Source organism: Emticicia sp. SJ17W-69, assembly GCF_051209875.1.
Classification (GTDB): domain Bacteria; phylum Bacteroidota; class Bacteroidia; order Cytophagales; family Spirosomataceae; genus Emticicia.
Genome location: NZ_JBNTQY010000001.1, coordinates 109,399 through 127,233, shown reverse-complemented (window position 1 = coordinate 127,233; position 17,835 = coordinate 109,399). Strand labels below are relative to the sequence as shown.

Below are 17,835 nucleotides of genomic sequence, written 5' to 3'. Positions count from 1 at the left end.
GCTATATTATTGAACATTTTCCAGCGATTATCGTTATTGAAGTAAAAATCACACAAATATTTTTGCAAATTTGCTTTCCTCAATGTATTTTTAGGAAACCAAATCATTCGGGAAATGATATTGGAGTACCAACCTATCCAGCAGTCAAGAATTGACCTAAGGGAACTGAAAGAACTTGTTAGACACGGAGAAAACAAGTACGTAGAATTTAAGCTAAAAACAACCCACCCTGAGAAAATCGTCCGTGAGATGGTGGCATTCGCCAATACAGATGGCGGCAGACTGATTGTGGGTGTTGCCGATGATAAAAGCCTCAAAGGTCTTAAATTTCCTGATGAGGACGAATTCATTCTTCAACGTGCCATCGAAAAATACATTTATCCTGCCATTGATTATACACTCGATCGACTCATTGTGGAGGGGGAGCGAGAAGTATTAATTTATACTATTCCGAAAAGTCCTTTTAAGCCTCACTATGTTGATTTAGATGGTGTTTTAGAAAATCGCAGAGCTTATGTGCGTGTGGCCGACCGCTCGGTACAAGCGAGTCGTGAGATGCGTGAAATTTTAAAAGGTGAGCGAAAAGGACTTAATATTCGCTTTCAATATGGAGAAAAAGAAAAAACTTTAATGAAATATTTGGCTGATAATCAACAGATTACCGTTGAAACTTATGCTACCATTGCCAACATTTCTCGAAAAATAGCTTCTCGTACTTTAGTAGTTTTGGTACTTGCCAATGTATTAAAAGTAAAACCTCACGAAATTCAGGATTACTTTGTGGCTGCTTAATTACCCAAAGAATTAGCGGAATTTCTCAAAGTTTTTCCGCTAATTCTCAAGACAGTATGATTATACTTTTCTTTTTGCTACTATTTTTTTGCCCGTATCAAGCAATTGGTCGATTTCTTGATAGCCCAAAAGTACTTTAACTACTTTTCCTGTATTTGGGTCAATGAAAAATAACGATGGATAACCCTGTACTTCATAGATACTTGATAATCTAACACCTTCGTCAGTTTCCATATCAATGGCTGCATTTACAAAATTTTCATTGAAAAACGCCCCTAATTCCTTATTTGGAAATACCCTTGCTTGAAGCATTTTACAAGGTCCACACCAAGTAGTATAAGCATCCATGAAAATCAATTTCTTTTCTGCTTTGGCTTTTTTTACAATCTCTTTCCACGAACTTTCGTTGAATTTTATCCCTGTGGCACTACTTGCATGCTGAGCAAAGGTAGATAAGCTAAAAAGTAGTCCGATAGTGGCAAACAATAAGTTTTTCTTCATTTTTGATGATATAATGAGTGATTAGTAATATTTTATCTAACGTACAAGCATAAGATTTTAGTTTCTTTAATAGTGGAAAAAGCAAAATTCAGACCAAAATTGTAGTTCAATTCTCTGAATTGAATCAAACTTACCCCGCCCAATTCTCTCTATCCAAACTTCGATATTGAATAGCTTCAGCTAAATGTTCTATTCTGATTTCTTCTGAACCTGCCAAATCAGCAATCGTGCGACTTACTTTCAAGATTCTATCATACGCACGTGCCGAAAGTCCGAGACGTTCCATTGCTTTTTTGAGTAACGCTTTTCCTGCTTCGCCAATATCACAAATCTCTTTTACCATTTCGGGTGGCATCATGGCATTAGAGTGAATTTCTGGAAAATCTTCAAATCGTTTTGTTTGTAACAAACGAGCCTTTATCACTCGTTCTCTTATTTCGGCCGAAGTTTCATTTTTTCTTGTAGAAGCAATTTGGTCAAAACTTACAGGAGTAACTTCTACATGCAAATCTATTCTATCAAGCAATGGCCCTGAAATTTTATTCAAATATTTCCCAACTGTGCCAGGTGGACAGCTACATTCTTTTTCTGGATGATTATAATACCCGCATGGACAAGGGTTCATGCTTGCCACCAACATAAAGTTTGAAGGAAAATCAACGGCTTGTTTGGTGCGAGAAATCACCACTTTTCTTTCTTCCAAAGGTTGACGCATTACTTCTAAAACCGTTCGTTTGAATTCTGGCAATTCATCCAAAAACAGGACACCATTATGAGCTAAAGATATTTCTCCTGGCTGTGGAAAACTTCCGCCACCAACCAAAGCCGCATCAGAAATGGTGTGGTGTGGCGAACGAAAAGGTCGGCGAGCAATCAAAGAGGCTTTTACACCTAATTTTCCTGCAACAGAATGAATTTTGGTGGTTTCGAGTGCTTCATGGAGTGTGAGTGGTGGTAAAATCGAAGGTAAACGCTTGGCAAGCATGGTTTTTCCTGCTCCTGGTGGGCCAATCATGATCACATTATGACCGCCTGCCGCTGCAATTTCCATAGCTCGTTTGATATTTTCTTGACCTTGTACATGCGAGAAATCTGCTTCATATTCACTCACCGAATTGAAGAAAATATCTCTTGTATCGGTAATCAAGGGTTCAATTTCTCTTTGTCCTGTCAAATATTCAATCGCTTCGGTCAAAGTATTGACAGGAATCACATCTAAAGAATTGACTATAGATGCTTCCATTGCATTTTCGGCAGGAAGAATAAATCCTTTCAATTTATTCCGGCGAGCTTCAATCGCAATGGGTAAAACTCCTTTGATTGGGCGAAGTGTTCCATCCAAAGCCAATTCGCCTAAAATCACATATTCTTCTAAATTTTTTGTAGCTTTTATTTGTCCAGAAACAGCTAAAAGGCCTAAGGCCATTGGTAAATCATAAGCAGAACCTTCTTTTCGTATATCGGCAGGAGCAAGATTGATAACTGTTTTTTGACGAGAGATTTGATAATTACAATTTTTCAGAGCAGCATCTACTCGTTGTTGACTTTCTTTGACAGCTCCATCGGGCAAACCTACAATGGCCATTCCTGTTCCTTGTACAACACTCACTTCAACGGTTATTAATGTAGCATCTACTCCATAGACCGCAGCCCCGAAGGTTTTTGAAAGCATAAATTTATAATTTTTGTGGTTTTAGAAATATTATATTGTGTGATAAAATATAAATAAGAATGTAGAATGCTGGTAATCAGCAAATTAAGTTAGTTTTTGATTTATTAAAATATAAGCCAAACCTCTTAATTCTACATTCTTAATTCTTAATTTCAATTACTGCTCCCAACGCCAATCTTTGCCAATAATCAATTCATTTTTGAGGTTTTGTTTAATCAAAAACTCTTTTGTTTCTTGGTCATTCATTTTCTTTACAGGCAATTCATCAGCTTCTGCCAAAGCGTAAAGCATCATTGCTGTAAATCGTACGTTATTGGTAATTTGCTTTTTATCAATCAAATCAAAACGGTCGCAATTGGCATGATAACAATTATAAGCTTTCACAGGAAAACTACCTGATGGCGAACAAACAGGCACACCTTCAATCATAAATGGCTGATGGTCAGAGTGTAAGCCTGCTCCATTTGGATTTACATTGGTGAAAGTCGAATCAATTCCTTTAATTCTTTTACCCACTTCATCAAAAAACTTGCGTAGTTCTGGTCGCCCCATAGCATTGAAACCTTTGGCATTATTCACCATATCAAGGTTGATCATGAGCTGCACTTGGTCAAGTTTCCCTTCTTCTTTGTATTTTTTTACCATCGCCTTTGAGCCAAGCAAACCTTGTTCTTCACCCATGAAAAGTACAAATTCAATGGTTCGCCTTGGTCTAAGATTCAAGGCTTGAAAAACTCTTGCTATGTCCATTACTGTAAATGAGCCTATGCCATTATCCATCGCCCCAGTTGCCAAATCCCACGAATCTAAATGACCTCCTATGACTATTTTTTCTTTTTTATACTTTTTTGAATTTCCAGGAAGTGTGGCTATCACATTTCTTGCCCTAATTGGACGGCTAAAATTTCTCATATCAATTACAGCCAAAAGGTTAGGCTCTTCACTGAGCCATTTACGAATCGCTTTTCCACTTTCTACTGAAATACAAACGGCAGGTATTGGTATCAATTCACCTGTGACCGATGCTGTTCCAGTTAAAAGTACGCCACCTTCCACAGCATTGGCAATAATTACGCCCGATGCACCATATTTGATAGCCAAAGCTGTTTTCTCAGAACGGTGTAAGTTCTTTTTACCTTTATTCTCAGGTGATTGAATATTGATATTAAACAAAGCAACTTTGCCTTTCACTTGCTCTTTTACTTTTTCAAAATCAGATTCTACACCATCGCCACAATCAACGATAGGCGATTTAAGATGTGACGAAACAGGAGAGTGTGCCAAGGCAACCACCTCTACATCATGAAAATTATCACTATTACGTGGCACAACTGAAAGACTCACGGTATCTCTCGCCCATGATTCAACTTCAAAAGGCAAGTATTTTACATCAACAAAACCATATTCTTTCAATAATTTATAGGAAAATTCTTCTGCTTTTTTCCCATTAACACTTCCTGTCAAACGATGGCCAATTGTTGAAGTGGCTTCGCCAAGCGTTTCGTAGGAACGTCCTCGATAAAGAACCTCTTGGTTTATTTTAATAAAAACATCCTCAAGACGTTCTTTTTTGATAGTAAAAGCCGAAAAAGTTACTATAATTACCGCTATTATTAGTGCAAAAGTCTGTTTTTTCATTAGATTGATGACTGGTTGTTTTCTTAATAGATGAAATGCATTTATTCAAACTGTAATATTAAATGTAAAAATCGTTATTTTTTAATAAAATGTACAAATATTTTCATGGGTCTTTTATCTAAAAACGAAGCCTTATCTTCTCAATTCATCAGGAATTTGTTTTATTTTTGTCGCCAATCATCATTCAAACTATAATCACCCTCTAAAGGCTTTTGAAATTTACTACCTTTCTAAATATATCTACAAGAATCTTAGACGATAATACAATGAAACACTACTTTAATTTTTTCTCTTAATAACATCAACCATGAGTATCGGACAGACAATGAAAAACACTGGTTTAACAACACCAGCAGTGCACGTAAAACCAAAAGAAATAACAACTCACGGCCACACTCGTGTGGATAATTACTATTGGCTCAATGAACGTGAAAACCCCGAAGTAATTGATTATCTAAATGCTGAAAATACTTATTTAGATGCTGTTATGGCTCCTGTAAAGTCTTTTCAAGAAGAACTTTTTCAGGAAATGAAAGGTCGCATCAAGGAAAATGATGAGTCTGTTCCTGTTAAAGATGGTAATTATTTTTATTATGCAAAATATATTGAAGGTGGCGAGTATCCGATTTATTGCCGAAAAAAAGATAGTTTAACTGCTCCCGAAGAAGTTTTATTGGATGGCAATAAATTAGGTAAAGGCAAAGCATATTTCAACATTGGTGGATACGAAATATCTGATAATGAAGAGATTATGGCCTATGGTGTTGATACCGTAAGTCGGCGAAATTATACAATTCGATTCAAAGATTTAAAAACAGGTAAATTATTCAAAGATCAAATCAAAAATACTGAAGGCGGAAGCTATGCTTGGGCCGCCGATAATAAGACCTTGTTTTATATTGTCCGTGACCAACAAACGCTTTTGGGTTATCAGGTCTGGCGTCACGTTTTAGGAACGGATGTAAAAACTGATGTGCTTATTTATGAAGAAAAAGACAACCAATATTATATGGGTCTTTATCGCATGAAATCTAAAAAATATATCGCTATTGGTTGCGATCATAATGGTATTTCATCTGAATATCGCTTGTTAGAAGCATCAAATCCTACGGGAGAATTCAAAGTTTTTTCTCCTCGTGAGCGTGGACATGAGTATAATATCGAGCATTTTCAAGATAAATTTTATGTCAGAACCAATATTGATAATGCTATCAATTTTAAGTTGATGGAAGTAAAAGAGGGCAATACTGCCGACAAATCGACTTGGAAAGTCGTAATTGGGCATAGAAAAGAGGTATATTTAGAAGGGATTGAGGTTTTTAAAAATCATTTGGTTGTTCAAGAAAAAAATCAAGGTTTGACACAAATCAGAATCATTAACCAAACTACTAAAACCGAACATTATTTGAATTTTGGCGAACCTGCCTATGATGCTAACATTGGAGCAAACCCTGATTTTGAAACAACTATTTTACGTTATGGATATACCTCTCTAACAACGCCAAGCTCAACTTTTGATTATAATATGGATACCCAGACAAAAGAGTTGAAGAAACAACAAACTGTTTTGGGTGGTTTTGACAAAAATAATTATGCATCAGAACGAGTTTTTGTAACTGTGCGTGATGGAGCAAAAGTACCTGTTTCGATTGCTTATAGAAAAGACACAAAACTTGATGGCACTGCTCCTTTATTACAATATGCTTATGGTTCATATGGTTCTTCAACTGATGCAACATTTAGTTCGGTGCGACTAAGTCTTTTAGACAGAGGGTTTGTTTATGCCATTGCCCACATTCGTGGAGGACAAGAAATGGGGCGTGAATGGTACGATAACGGTAAAATGTTTAAGAAGATCAATACCTTTCATGATTTTATTGATTGCTCAGAATTTCTGATTAAAAACAAATATTGTAGTTCTGACAAACTTTTTGCTTTGGGCGGAAGTGCTGGGGGGCTTTTGATGGGTGCGATTGTTAATATCAAACCTGAACTATATAAAGGCGTTGTAGCAGCAGTGCCTTTTGTCGATGTAGTAACAACGATGCTTGATGAAACCATTCCATTAACAACGGGCGAGTTTGAAGAATGGGGCAATCCTAAGAACAAAGATTCTTATGAATATATGCTATCCTACTCTCCTTATGATAATGTAGAGAAAAAAGCCTACCCCAATATGCTCATAACTACAGGTTTACATGATTCGCAAGTTCAATACTTTGAACCTGCCAAATGGGTTGCCAAACTTCGTACAATGAAAACAGATAATAACTTATTACTAATGCACACTAATATGGAGGCAGGGCATGGGGGAGCTTCTGGCCGTTTCGCCTCACTTAAAGAAGTTGCAATGGAATATGCCTTTATTATTGATTTAGCAGAAATAATTACGCATAAATAATGACCGAATAATCAGTTTTAACAAAATAATGCGTATTTTTGTAGAAAATTCTAACAATTTTTTTTTTCTTTGCTAATGATTAGAGTTAAATTGTGACTTGAAATCTTGTGATTAGTCCAATTTTAATATTATTTCTTAGAAGAAAACAATAAATTCCCCCAACATGAAAAAAGTAACATACCTTTTTGTAGCTTTATTAACTTTATCGCTAGCAACTCAGGCACAAGATTCTTGTAAGGTTTGTAAACCCTATAAATGGGAAGTGGGCCTTCCTATTGGTATCAACCAATATTTTGGTGATATGCATTGTAGCTTGCCTTATGCATCCGCAAACAGTATCATGGTTGGTGCTTTTGTTCGCCGACATCTAAACGACTATTTTGCTTTACGTGGCCAAGTGCTATTAGGCAAATTAGCAGGCAATGACCTCGACCAACCTGATGGACGTTGGGATTACCGTCGCTTAAAATTTTCATCTCCTTTGACTGAACTATCTCTATTGGGTGAATTTTATCCATTAAGAGAAAGAAGATATACTTGTGATGGTACTTTCAAAAAGACACTTACCCCATATCTCTTTGGTGGAATTGGTGTAGCATTTACAAATCCTACTGTAAAAGCTCAAAATGCAGCTTTGCAAGATGATGATCCAAGAAAATATGTAATGGCTCAATTATATGACCAAGATCTTGCCAATAGAAAAAAAGCTGCTTTGGTTTTACCATTTGGTGTCGGTTTGAAATATAATGTGGCTGAACGTTGGACTATTGGTGCAGAAATGGGCTACCGTTATGCTTTCTCTGATTACCTTGATGGAACCAAACTTTCGACTACTGCTTTGGGAACGGGTACTGCCCTTGCTCCAAACGGAAAAGCATATAACGATGGTTATTTAGTAGCAAACTTACTTGGTTCTTATCGTTTTGGTGATAAAGATAGCGACAAAGATGGTGTGGTTGATAGATGTGATGCTTGTGTTGCTGAAAAAGGCTTACGCAAATTCCAAGGTTGTCCTGATACTGATGGTGACGGTATTCCTGATAAAGATGATGCTTGTCCTACACAAGCTGGTCCAATGGCTTTGAGAGGTTGCCCTGATACTGACGGCGATGGTATTGCTGATAAAGATGATGACTGCCCAACACAAGTTGGTACGGTAGCATTAAAAGGCTGTCCTGACCGTGATAAAGATGGTGTAGCTGATAAAGATGATGCTTGTCCAGATGTTCCTGGTGTAAAAGCATTAAAAGGCTGTCCTGATACTGATGGTGATGGTATTGCTGACAAAGATGATGCTTGTCCAAATGAAGCAGGCCCTGCTTCATTGAATGGCTGCCCTGACACTGACGGTGATGGCATTGCTGATAAAGATGATGATTGTCCTACTATCAAAGGTGTAGCTTCTGCAAAAGGTTGTCCTGATCGTGACGGCGACGGAGTAGCTGATGCAAAAGATAAATGTCCAGATTTGGCTGGTTTAGCTTCAAATGATGGTTGCCCAGAAGGATATGTAAATGGTAAATTGGTTCCTAAAGGTTATAGAACAGCAAGTGGTTGTGAGATTTCACAAGCTGAATTAGACGAATTGAGCTTAGCAGCACAAGGAGTCGAATTCTACAGCGGTACAAATAAATTAAAACCAACTTCATACAAAAAACTTGACCGCGTTTGTGCATTATTGCAAAGATGTCCAGATAGTATCTTAAATATCTCTGCATTTAATGATGGAGCAAGTACTTCAACTAACCTTCGTTCTGCTAAACTTCGTGCATGTGCGATTTACGCTTATTTCTTGAAGAAAAAATGTATCAGCAAAGCACGTATGACTTATGATGGTCAAGGCGATGAAGATCCAACTACTGATTATACGACTCCTGATGGTAAAAAATCAAACACTCGTATTCAGTTCCAATTAAGATAATTCGATTTTTAAATCGTCTGAATCATATAAAAAGAGCAGAAGCCAATGGTTTCTGCTCTTTTTTGTTCAAAAATTATACTACTCAAATATTAATAGTTCCAAAACCTTATATGATAAATTATTAGCATGTACTTCATCAATAAAAGTAAATTTACTGATATTTTTAGTAAGTTTACTTTTATCTTTTAACCAATATTTCAACCTTATATCTACATGAAAAATGTACTTTTTTCTTTTTTGATTCTCAGTTCCTGCTTTTTCGAGTCAAAAGCACAAATAAAAGTAATGACATTTAATATTCGTTATGACAACAAAGAAGATGGCATCAATCAATGGTCGAATCGCAAGGAGCATGCGGCAGAATTAATCAAATTTCATGGTGCCGATTTTATAGGCATGCAAGAAGCACTTATCAACCAAATTAAAGATTTATCTGCTCAACTTCCTGATTTTGCATGGATTGGTAAAGGAAGAGATGATGGGAAAGAAGCAGGTGAGTTTTCGCCAATTATGTATCAAAAAAAGAAATTTACGCTACTAAAATCACATACCTTTTGGCTGAGTGATAGTTGCGAAAAAGTTGGCTTTGGCTGGGATGCTGTTTGCCGAAGAGTCGTAACTTATGGGTATTTTAAAGAAAATAAAACTGGTAAATTATTTTATGTTTTTAATACGCATTTCGACCACAAAGGGCAAGTGGCTCGTAGAGAAAGCTCAAAATTAGTTTTAAAGAAAATAGCTGAAATTGCAGGAAAGAAACCAGCCATTCTCACTGGAGATTTTAATGCAAAACCAGATTCTGAGCCTATTCAAATTATCACACAAGAAAACGACCCTTTGCACCTAACAGATACTGAAAAAATAAGTAAAACCCCTCATTATGGGCCATATAGTACCTTCAATGGATTCAAAGGAGAAGAAATCCCAGATTCTCATATTGATTATATTTTCGTCAAAAATGGCATTAAGTGTTTAAGTCATGCTTCGCATTCTGAGGCTTGGGAAGGACTATATCCTTCCGACCATTTTCCTGTAAGTGCAGTTTTAGTATTGCCATGATGTGTAAGTTTATACAAAATCATTAGTTTTGTGTAAACTTATTCACCCTTAAATGTTTGGTATCATGTCAAAAATCACTTTTTTGGTATTCGCAATCTTATTTTTCTCTTATGTAGGTACAAAAGCACAAAGTGTAAACCTTGCTCCGCAAGATTTTATAACTAAAATCAAAACAACAAAAGACGCTCAATTACTTGATGTAAGAACGCCACAAGAATGGCAAGCAGGCAAAATCACTTCATCTAATTGCATGAATTTCAACGATGCCGACTTCAAGCAACAAATTGAAAAATTAGATAAAAATAAACCCGTTTTTGTTTATTGTGCTGCAGGTGGGCGAAGCAGCAAAGCAGCACCCATTTTACAAGCAGCAGGTTTTAAACAAATCTATAATCTTACAGGTGGAGGTTATAAAGACCTTGCAAATGCAGGTTTGAAATAAATTAGCTATAATACAAAAAAAATAGGCGAAACTATTGATTTGTTTCGCCTATTTTTTTATAAATCATTCACTATCAGCTAATTATATCAAAACCACAATAAGGAACTAATACTTTTGGTATTTTGATACCTTCGGGGGTTTGGAAATTTTCTATTATAGAAGCCAAAATTCTTGGTAATGCCAAAGCCGAACCATTGAGCGTATGCAAAAGCTGTGTTTTGCCTTCTGCTTTATAGCGAAGTTTCAAACGATTGGCTTGATATGATTCAAAATTTGATACAGAGCTCACTTCTAACCAACGTTTTTGAGCAGCCGAATACACTTCAAAATCATACGTGAGAGCTGAAGTAAAGCCCATATCTCCTCCACAAAGGCGAAGAATACGATAAGGTAATTCTAATTTTTCGAGCAAAGATTTCACGTGTGCCACCATTTCTTCCAAAGCCTGATAAGATTCTTCTGGCTTTCTGATTTGGACTATCTCAATTTTATCAAATTGGTGCAAACGATTCAGACCACGCACATGTGCTCCCCAACTTCCTGCTTCACGACGAAAACACGGTGTATAAGCTACATTTTTGATTGGTAAATCATTTTCAGACAAAATGACATCACGATAGATATTCGTAACTGGTACTTCGGCTGTTGGTATTAAATATAAATCGTCAACTGTTGAATGATACATTTGACCTTCTTTGTCAGGTAATTGCCCTGTTCCAAAGCCTGAATCTTTATTTATTAGAATTGGTGGTTGAATTTCAAAATAACCAGCGGATAAAGCTTCATCCAAGAAGAAATTTATCATTGCTCGCTGAATTCTTGCCCCTTTACCTTTATAAACAGGAAAACCCGCACCAGTAATTTTATTACCTAAATCAAAGTCTATAATATCATATTGCTTTATCAATTCCCAATGCGGCAATGCGGCTTCATGCAATTCAGGAATATCTCCTGCTTGAAAAACATTCAAGTTTTCTTCTGGCGTACGACCTTCAGGTACACTTACATGTGGAAGGTTCGGAATCGTCACCATCACATCGTAAAGTTCTGATTCTGAAACTTTTAAGTCTTCCTCTAATGCTTTTGACTTTACCTTCAATTCGGCTGTTTCAGCTTTTGCAGCTTCAGCTTCCTCTTTTTTACCAGCTTTCATCAAACCTCCGATTTCTTTTGCTAAAGCATTCGCTCTTGCCAAAGTTGTATCTAAATCGGCTTGAGTTTCACGGCGTTTTTGGTCAATGCTTAAGACCGTTTCAATCGTTTCCTCTGCATTTTTGAAATACTTACGCTTCAAGCTATCAATGGTGGCTTGCTTGTTTTCTTTTATGTAATTGAGTTGTAACATGATATAGTTAAACCTTGCAGGTTTGAAAAACCTGTAAGGTTTTAGATTAAAAAGTGAATAATCCTTCATTCAATGCATTCAAAGCATTGTTTTTATCTTTTGTATCAACTAAAAGCGAAATATTATGCTCCGATGCACCGTAGGCAATCATTCTGATTGGAATATCACGCATGGCTTCCATTACTTTCAGAGCAATTCCTGCTTTATCAGCCATGAAATTTCCAACAATGCAGATAATTGATTGATTACGATCATGTTCTTCCAATTCTGCAAATTGACCCAAAACTGCCGTGATTTTATCTAAATTTTCAGCATTATCAATCGTAACAGCAATCGAAACTTCCGATGTTGTTATCATATCTACTGGCGTTTTGAAGTTTTCAAAAACCTCAAAAACTTTTCTCATAAAACCGTAAGCATTCAGCATACGAGTGGAGTGAATATAAATTGCTGTGATTCCATCTTTCGCAGCAATTGCCTTGATTTCAGAATCTGTTGTTTTATCTGCAATGAGTGTTCCATAAGCATTGGGCTCCATTGTGTTTTTCAAACGCACAGGTACACCACGCATTTTGGCTGGTGTAATGGTACTTGGGTGCAAGATTTTTGCTCCAAAATAAGCCAGTTCTGCCGCTTCCTCAAAAGTCAATTCACGTACTGGGAAGGTACGTTTCACAATTCTTGGGTCGTTATTGTGCATACCGTCGATGTCTGTCCAAATTTGAATTTCTTCGGCACGAATGGCTCCACCTACCAAAGATGCTGTATAATCAGAACCACCACGTTTCAAGTTATCAACTTCACCACGAGGATTTCTACAAATAAACCCTTGTGTGATAAATATCTGTTTATCAGATAGTTGCGAAAGCATTGCTGTTAGTTTTTCTTCTGTAAAACTCAATACTGGCTCATTGTCAGCATCAATCAACATGAAATCTAATGCAGGTAAAAGAGCAGAACTCACACCCTCTTCTTGTAAATATGCTTCAAACATTTGTGTCGAAAGTAATTCTCCTTCGGCAACGATTTCTTTTTCTTGTTTGAGTGTAAAAGGTTTGATATTTACCAACGAGCGAATGAAATTAAACTCATTGTCGATGATAGTTTTACCTTTTGTATATCCTTCTTGAGTTTTGTATAATTCTTTGATAAATGTTTCGTAATGTGCATAAAGAGCATCTATTTTTTCGATAGCTTCTGCATCATTATTGGCTTTAAGTGATTCACCAATAGAAATAAGTGAGTTTGTTGTGCCTGAAAGTGCCGACAAAACTACGATTTTACGGCCGCCATCTTCAGTAATAAGATTACGGATTGAGTGCATACGCTCGGGCTTACCTACTGAAGTCCCGCCAAATTTCCAAACTTGCATTTTTTTAATCTTTGGTTGGTTTTGTTTATACTTTTCTCTTTAATTTATCTTTTTAAAATAGCTTCCCATTTTCCAGATTCCGCTATTTCCTTTATTATCTGGTTTCTTTGCTTTAAGAAATGTGCTAAATATCTTTTCAAAAATAACTTATCCGCTATTGTACCCAAAATACCAAGTGGGGATTCAAATATGAAAGTATCTTTCATTAAAACATTTTGCCCTCCTTCTATAAAATGATGTTCATGCCTTAAAGACTTGAAAATGCCTTTTTGCATTTCATCTACAAAATAATAAGGACGTTGGGCTTCTGTAATTTTACTCGTTAACTCTTGCCAAATACCAAAGTGCTTTGCTCGCCAAGTTACACTTTCACCTAATTTCATTATACCCGATTTTACTCCTCTTACGATATGTTCACCTGTTTGTACTGTTGAAAGTTGATGCAAATCTACACTTAAAGACAAATCGTAACAGATTTGAATTGAAGCATTAATTTGGGTTTCAATAATAATTTTCGACATCAGCTCTCTTTCAAATACTTTTTTACCTCTTTAGCTATTTCTTTTTTTATCATTTCCCAATCTAATGGTTCAATCATATTCAAATCAATATCTCCATCGGCATCATCAAAATACACAAGACTTTGGAGAAGCATAAAAATTTCGGTATCATATTTTTGTTGATACCAATCAATGATTTGCTTTAGCGAAAATTGCTTTAACAAAAAGAATAAGTATATAAAATCCCTTTTTATACCTCTGTTTGTAATGGCTGCCACTTTCATACTTGAGATGTCAGCAGCGACGACCATTCTTACTTTTTCGACTTCAATAATAGGGTTTAATGGTTTGTATGGATATTTCAAAATATCTACTTTTACTCCATCTATCTCACCTTACAAGAAATAACCTCTATTCAATTTTTCTTTAAAATTATACTTTTGTCTCAATTCGGCTGAAAGTATAGTAGAATCAAAAGAGGTATTTGTAAACAAATCAATATCAACCGAAATTCTATGCCCGATTTGTAATGAAAGAGCTGTTCCTCCAACCAAATAAAAATCATTAAGCAATGGTTCTTGCATTAATGCTTTTAGAAGTCCCAAAGTTTCGGGATAGACTGTTTGAGTGTGTAACATCTAAATTCTTCATTTGGAATTTGGTAATAGAAACTACAAAAGTTTAAGGTAATATTTGACAAATACCGCATCTGAACAACCTCTTCCTTTATTTTTTCAATACCGTAATAACTATTTATTTCCTTCCAATCTGATAGCTTCCCATTCATTAAAACTCGATTGATTACATCACGAGTATTCTTATCAAAATCAATTTCTTCAAAATTGACATCCCAAAAAGCTGTTTTCGATATGTTTGGTCTTGGTTTTTGCATTTCCTTATGCTAATCCTAACATTTTTATCGCTGTTATCGCTGCTTCATCACCTTTATTTCCATGAATTCCACCCGCACGGTCGAGGGCTTGTTGTTGGTTATTTGGTGTTAGTACGCCAAAAATTACAGGTTTATTATATTTCAATGAAACATTAGTCAAACCTTGTGCTACGGCATGATTGATATAATCATTGTGCTTTGTTTCGCCTTGAATTACACAACCAATAGCAATGACAGCATCAATATCAGCTTTTTGGGCAAATACTTGCGAGCCAAAACTCAACTCATAACTTCCTGGTACATTCGCTCTTATGATATTATAAGCTTTTACCCCATTGTCTAAAAGTGTTTTATAAGCCCCTTCAAAAAGAGCTTCAGTTACTTCTTCATTCCATTCGGCTACAACAATAGCAAAACGTTTTTCACTTACATCTGGTAAGTTTTCGGTACTGAATTCGCTTAGATTTTTATTTTGACTTGACATTCTTTCAATGATTGAGTGATAGAATGATTGAGTGATAGAAAAACTTTCAAAATAATTAATTTTATTCCTCAATCATTCAAAATTAAAAAAGGGACAAACCTTGCTCGGCTTATCCCTTTGATTATATTTTTAATACATAACCAAATCTTACTCGCCGACAGTGCCTTCGAGTTTGGATTTATATTTCTTGGCATTACCCGTTTCAATCGAATCTGGGTATTTCTCTATAATTTCACTATAAACTGCCAATGCTTCTTTTGGATTTTTAGCCGCTTCGTAAGCAGTAGCTAATTTCATCAAATAGGCTGGCGTAAAAGTTTTGTTCGGCTTATATTCTGCTGCCTTTTTGTAGTAAGTAATTGCATCTTCAATACTTTTCTTTTCCATATAAGCATCTCCAATCAATACATACGCACGTCCTTGAACAAGTAAGTCGCTTGAACTAAAGTTTTTCAAATGCTCAATGCCTTCATCAAATTTACCTTGTTTTACCAAAGCAGCACCTGCATAAAAATTTGCTAAATTACCTGCATTTGATGCCCCATAATTATCAGCAATTGCTAATAAGCCTTCATTGCCACCTGTACCATTTAAAGCTTGCTTTAATGAATCTGCTTCAAAAGCATAAACAGCATTGAACATGGCTGCTTGTGCTTCTTCATCTTGTGACTTTGTGTAGTAATTATAACCCACAACGCCCAAAATAATTGCTAAAATTACACCACCAATAATAGTAAATAATTTTTGATTGGTTTTTAAAAAACCTTCAGCTTTGTTAAATTCTTGTTGTAATGCTTCTGGGCTTTCAATAATTTCAAGACCTGATTTTTCTTTTTTTGCCATTTTTAGATAGTGCGACTACCGCTTTTATTTATCTGATTAACTTGATTAAATACTTGACAATCAAGTAATTATTTTCAAAACTAATATTTTTACCGATACACTTCTTTTTTTCGGACTGCAAAGTTATGAAATTGATTTTGAACTTTTTAATATAGTTTGATAAAAATTATGCCAAATCATATTTCTTTATCCTTCTAATTGCTTAAAACGGGTATTTCTATCAGTATTTTACAAATCCTCTTAGAAAAATAGATGCTCTTGATAAACTCATACTCTTTTTGGTATTGCTTCAACGTCTAATATATTATTTTTCAGAAAGTAATTTTAATAAAACACCGTTTGTCCAAGCAAATCCTTCTTGTGCGGAAAAATCTCCGCCAACAGTTTTTTGTGATAAATCATAAACATTATAACTTTTCATCATTTTTCCTGTGTTTTTATACACTTGTAAATTATTAGCAACCCAATTTTTCTTAATTTTATTAGCTAAATCATTGAAACCATAATTACGAAGTCCTTGAATTGCTAAATACTGTAAAGGAGCAAATCCATTAGAACCGTCCCATTGCTGATTGGTTTTATTAAGTGTTGTCATCAACCCACCAGCTTGTAAAAACTTACTTTCTATGATTTGAGCAACTTTTTGAGCTTGTGCAGGCGTGGCCATTTTAAAAAACAAAGGATAAACTGCTGCTAGAGAATAAACATCTGTTTGTTTTCCAGTAACAAAATCATAATCGAAATAAAAACCAGCGGTTTCGTTCCAAAAGTATTTATCAAAAATGGTTTTTCGTTTGTTTGCCAAAATCTCCATACTTTTAGCATATTCTGGTTCTTCCTTTGCTCGATAGATTTCAGCAATTGTTATTTCAAGATTATAAAGTAGTGCATTCAAATCCACTGGCAAAATATCAGTTGTATGAATACTCGTAAGATTTTGTCCATCACTTAGCCAACGACTCGAAAACTTCCAACCCGATTCAGCTCCAGAGCGAAGATGTCGATACATTTCATCTTTATTTCTACCTGATTTACTGGCTGTTGCAATATCTTCACGATATGCTTCTGGGCGAGGGGTATTTTTGTCATCATAATAACGGTTGAGGATATCGTCTTTTCCTATGAACACAGTTTTTCTATATGCTTTATCACCTTTTTTTCGAGCTTCATTTTGTTTTTGAGCATCCTCTCCCCCATTTTCAACAGCCATCCAATATTGGTATTCTCGCTGAATTTGTGGTAAATACTGCACATATTTCTGCTCCTGTCCTTTCATTTCAGACAATAGCTTCACCATTAAAGCAAAAAAAGGTGGTTGTGAACGACTAAAATAATAACTTCGATTTCCACTCGGAATATGCCCAAAATCTTGTATCAACTGAGCTAAGTTTAATACCATATTTGACATTAACGAATCTTTACCTGAGGCCTGTAAGCCCAACATTACAAAATAAGTATCCCAATAATGAGCTTCGCCAAACCTTCCTCCTGGAACAATGTAGGGTTTTAAAAGAGGTACGAGTGTTCCGCCCTCATCCTTTGGTTGTCGGGTCAAAAACTTTAATGATTCATCAATGTTCTGCTCAGGAGAATTATTTTTGTTACTTACATAAGTAACATTTAATCTTTGTGGTAGCTTAAAATTTTCCAGAACAAAGGCTCTCAAATCGAAATTCTTTTTTAATTTTTGTTCTTCATACTTAATCAAAATTTCTGAAGCAGCGATTTTTGGAGTACAATCTGGAAAAGTTTTTGAATCTGGAAAAATTGATTTTAATTGAACTTCTCTAAAGAGTTCACCATACTCCTCATCAGGCGATTTGTATTCTTTTTTAGTAACCGTTTCACCACAAGCCCATAGTAAAACTCCAATAATTGTATATAAAAAAAATCGTTTTAGAAAATTTGTTGTCATCATACTCGTTTGTTTTATGTTACATCAACTACAAAAACCGTCTAAAGTTTGCCGTTGA

Annotated in this window: 17 protein-coding genes; 5 read left to right on the top strand and 12 right to left on the bottom strand. The window is 35.5% G+C overall.

Features of this window, described 5'->3' with window-relative positions:
- Positions 1-114 precede the first annotated feature (114 nt).
- On the top strand, positions 115-792 hold the full coding sequence (locus ACQUQZ_RS00530) for an AlbA family DNA-binding domain-containing protein (protein WP_435352614.1): 678 nt from the start codon (positions 115-117) through the stop codon (positions 790-792).
- Positions 793-852: 60 nt separating this feature from the next.
- Here the strand turns inward: ACQUQZ_RS00530 and ACQUQZ_RS00525 are convergent, their stop codons facing one another.
- The 3 genes from ACQUQZ_RS00525 to ACQUQZ_RS00515 form a co-directional block, all read right to left on the bottom strand.
- A complete protein-coding gene (locus ACQUQZ_RS00525; protein WP_435352613.1) occupies positions 853-1,293 on the bottom strand; it encodes a thioredoxin family protein in 441 nt (146 codons plus the stop codon).
- A gap of 130 nt (positions 1,294-1,423) precedes the next feature.
- Positions 1,424-2,965, bottom strand: coding sequence for a YifB family Mg chelatase-like AAA ATPase (locus ACQUQZ_RS00520; RefSeq protein WP_435352612.1), 1,542 nt, complete (start codon positions 2,963-2,965; stop codon positions 1,424-1,426).
- Positions 2,966-3,121: 156 nt separating this feature from the next.
- Complete coding sequence (locus ACQUQZ_RS00515) at positions 3,122-4,603, bottom strand: M20/M25/M40 family metallo-hydrolase (protein WP_435352611.1); 1,482 nt, start codon at positions 4,601-4,603, stop codon at positions 3,122-3,124.
- Between the two features lie 307 nt (positions 4,604-4,910).
- Between ACQUQZ_RS00515 and ACQUQZ_RS00510 the strand changes: the two genes are divergently transcribed.
- The 4 genes from ACQUQZ_RS00510 to ACQUQZ_RS00495 all read left to right on the top strand — a co-directional run bounded on the left by ACQUQZ_RS00510 (position 4,911) and on the right by ACQUQZ_RS00495 (position 10,426).
- Positions 4,911-7,004: a S9 family peptidase gene (locus ACQUQZ_RS00510; RefSeq protein ID WP_435352609.1), complete on the top strand. Its 2,094-nt coding sequence runs from the start codon at positions 4,911-4,913 to the stop codon at positions 7,002-7,004.
- Between the two features lie 163 nt (positions 7,005-7,167).
- Positions 7,168-8,925, top strand: a complete 1,758-nt coding sequence (locus ACQUQZ_RS00505) for a DUF6089 family protein (RefSeq protein ID WP_435352607.1) — start codon at positions 7,168-7,170, stop codon at positions 8,923-8,925.
- Positions 8,926-9,138: 213 nt separating this feature from the next.
- Positions 9,139-9,984 carry an endonuclease/exonuclease/phosphatase family protein gene (locus tag ACQUQZ_RS00500; protein WP_435352605.1) on the top strand — a complete coding sequence of 282 codons (846 nt, stop codon included), beginning with the start codon at positions 9,139-9,141 and terminating at the stop codon, positions 9,982-9,984.
- Positions 9,985-10,048: 64 nt separating this feature from the next.
- Positions 10,049-10,426, top strand: a complete 378-nt coding sequence (locus tag ACQUQZ_RS00495) for a rhodanese-like domain-containing protein (RefSeq protein WP_435352603.1) — start codon at positions 10,049-10,051, stop codon at positions 10,424-10,426.
- 73 nt (positions 10,427-10,499) lie between these two features.
- Here the strand turns inward: ACQUQZ_RS00495 and serS are convergent, their stop codons facing one another.
- The 9 genes from serS to treF form a co-directional block, all read right to left on the bottom strand.
- Entirely contained in the window at positions 10,500-11,771 is a 1,272-nt protein-coding gene (gene serS / locus ACQUQZ_RS00490) for a serine--tRNA ligase (RefSeq protein WP_435352601.1), read from the bottom strand.
- Positions 11,772-11,817: 46 nt separating this feature from the next.
- Positions 11,818-13,143, bottom strand: a complete 1,326-nt coding sequence (locus ACQUQZ_RS00485) for an aspartate kinase (protein ID WP_435352599.1) — start codon at positions 13,141-13,143, stop codon at positions 11,818-11,820.
- Positions 13,144-13,187: 44 nt separating this feature from the next.
- Complete coding sequence (locus tag ACQUQZ_RS00480) at positions 13,188-13,664, bottom strand: SRPBCC family protein (RefSeq protein WP_435352596.1); 477 nt, start codon at positions 13,662-13,664, stop codon at positions 13,188-13,190.
- Complete coding sequence (locus tag ACQUQZ_RS00475; protein ID WP_435352594.1) at positions 13,664-14,008, bottom strand: hypothetical protein; 345 nt, start codon at positions 14,006-14,008, stop codon at positions 13,664-13,666. Before ACQUQZ_RS00475 ends, ACQUQZ_RS00480 begins: the two co-directional genes overlap by 1 nt.
- Positions 14,009-14,038: 30 nt before the next feature.
- Positions 14,039-14,227, bottom strand: coding sequence for a nucleotidyl transferase AbiEii/AbiGii toxin family protein (locus tag ACQUQZ_RS00470; protein ID WP_435352592.1), 189 nt, complete (start codon positions 14,225-14,227; stop codon positions 14,039-14,041).
- 8 nt (positions 14,228-14,235) lie between these two features.
- Positions 14,236-14,535: a DUF6922 domain-containing protein gene (locus tag ACQUQZ_RS00465; protein ID WP_435352590.1), complete on the bottom strand. Its 300-nt coding sequence runs from the start codon at positions 14,533-14,535 to the stop codon at positions 14,236-14,238.
- Positions 14,536-14,539: 4 nt separating this feature from the next.
- Entirely contained in the window at positions 14,540-15,019 is a 480-nt protein-coding gene (ribH, locus tag ACQUQZ_RS00460) for a 6,7-dimethyl-8-ribityllumazine synthase (protein WP_435352588.1), read from the bottom strand.
- A gap of 147 nt (positions 15,020-15,166) precedes the next feature.
- On the bottom strand, positions 15,167-15,862 hold the full coding sequence (locus tag ACQUQZ_RS00455) for a tetratricopeptide repeat protein (RefSeq protein WP_435352586.1): 696 nt from the start codon (positions 15,860-15,862) through the stop codon (positions 15,167-15,169).
- A gap of 304 nt (positions 15,863-16,166) precedes the next feature.
- Positions 16,167-17,777, bottom strand: coding sequence for an alpha,alpha-trehalase TreF (treF, locus tag ACQUQZ_RS00450; RefSeq protein WP_435352585.1), 1,611 nt, complete (start codon positions 17,775-17,777; stop codon positions 16,167-16,169).
- Positions 17,778-17,835 lie beyond the last annotated feature (58 nt).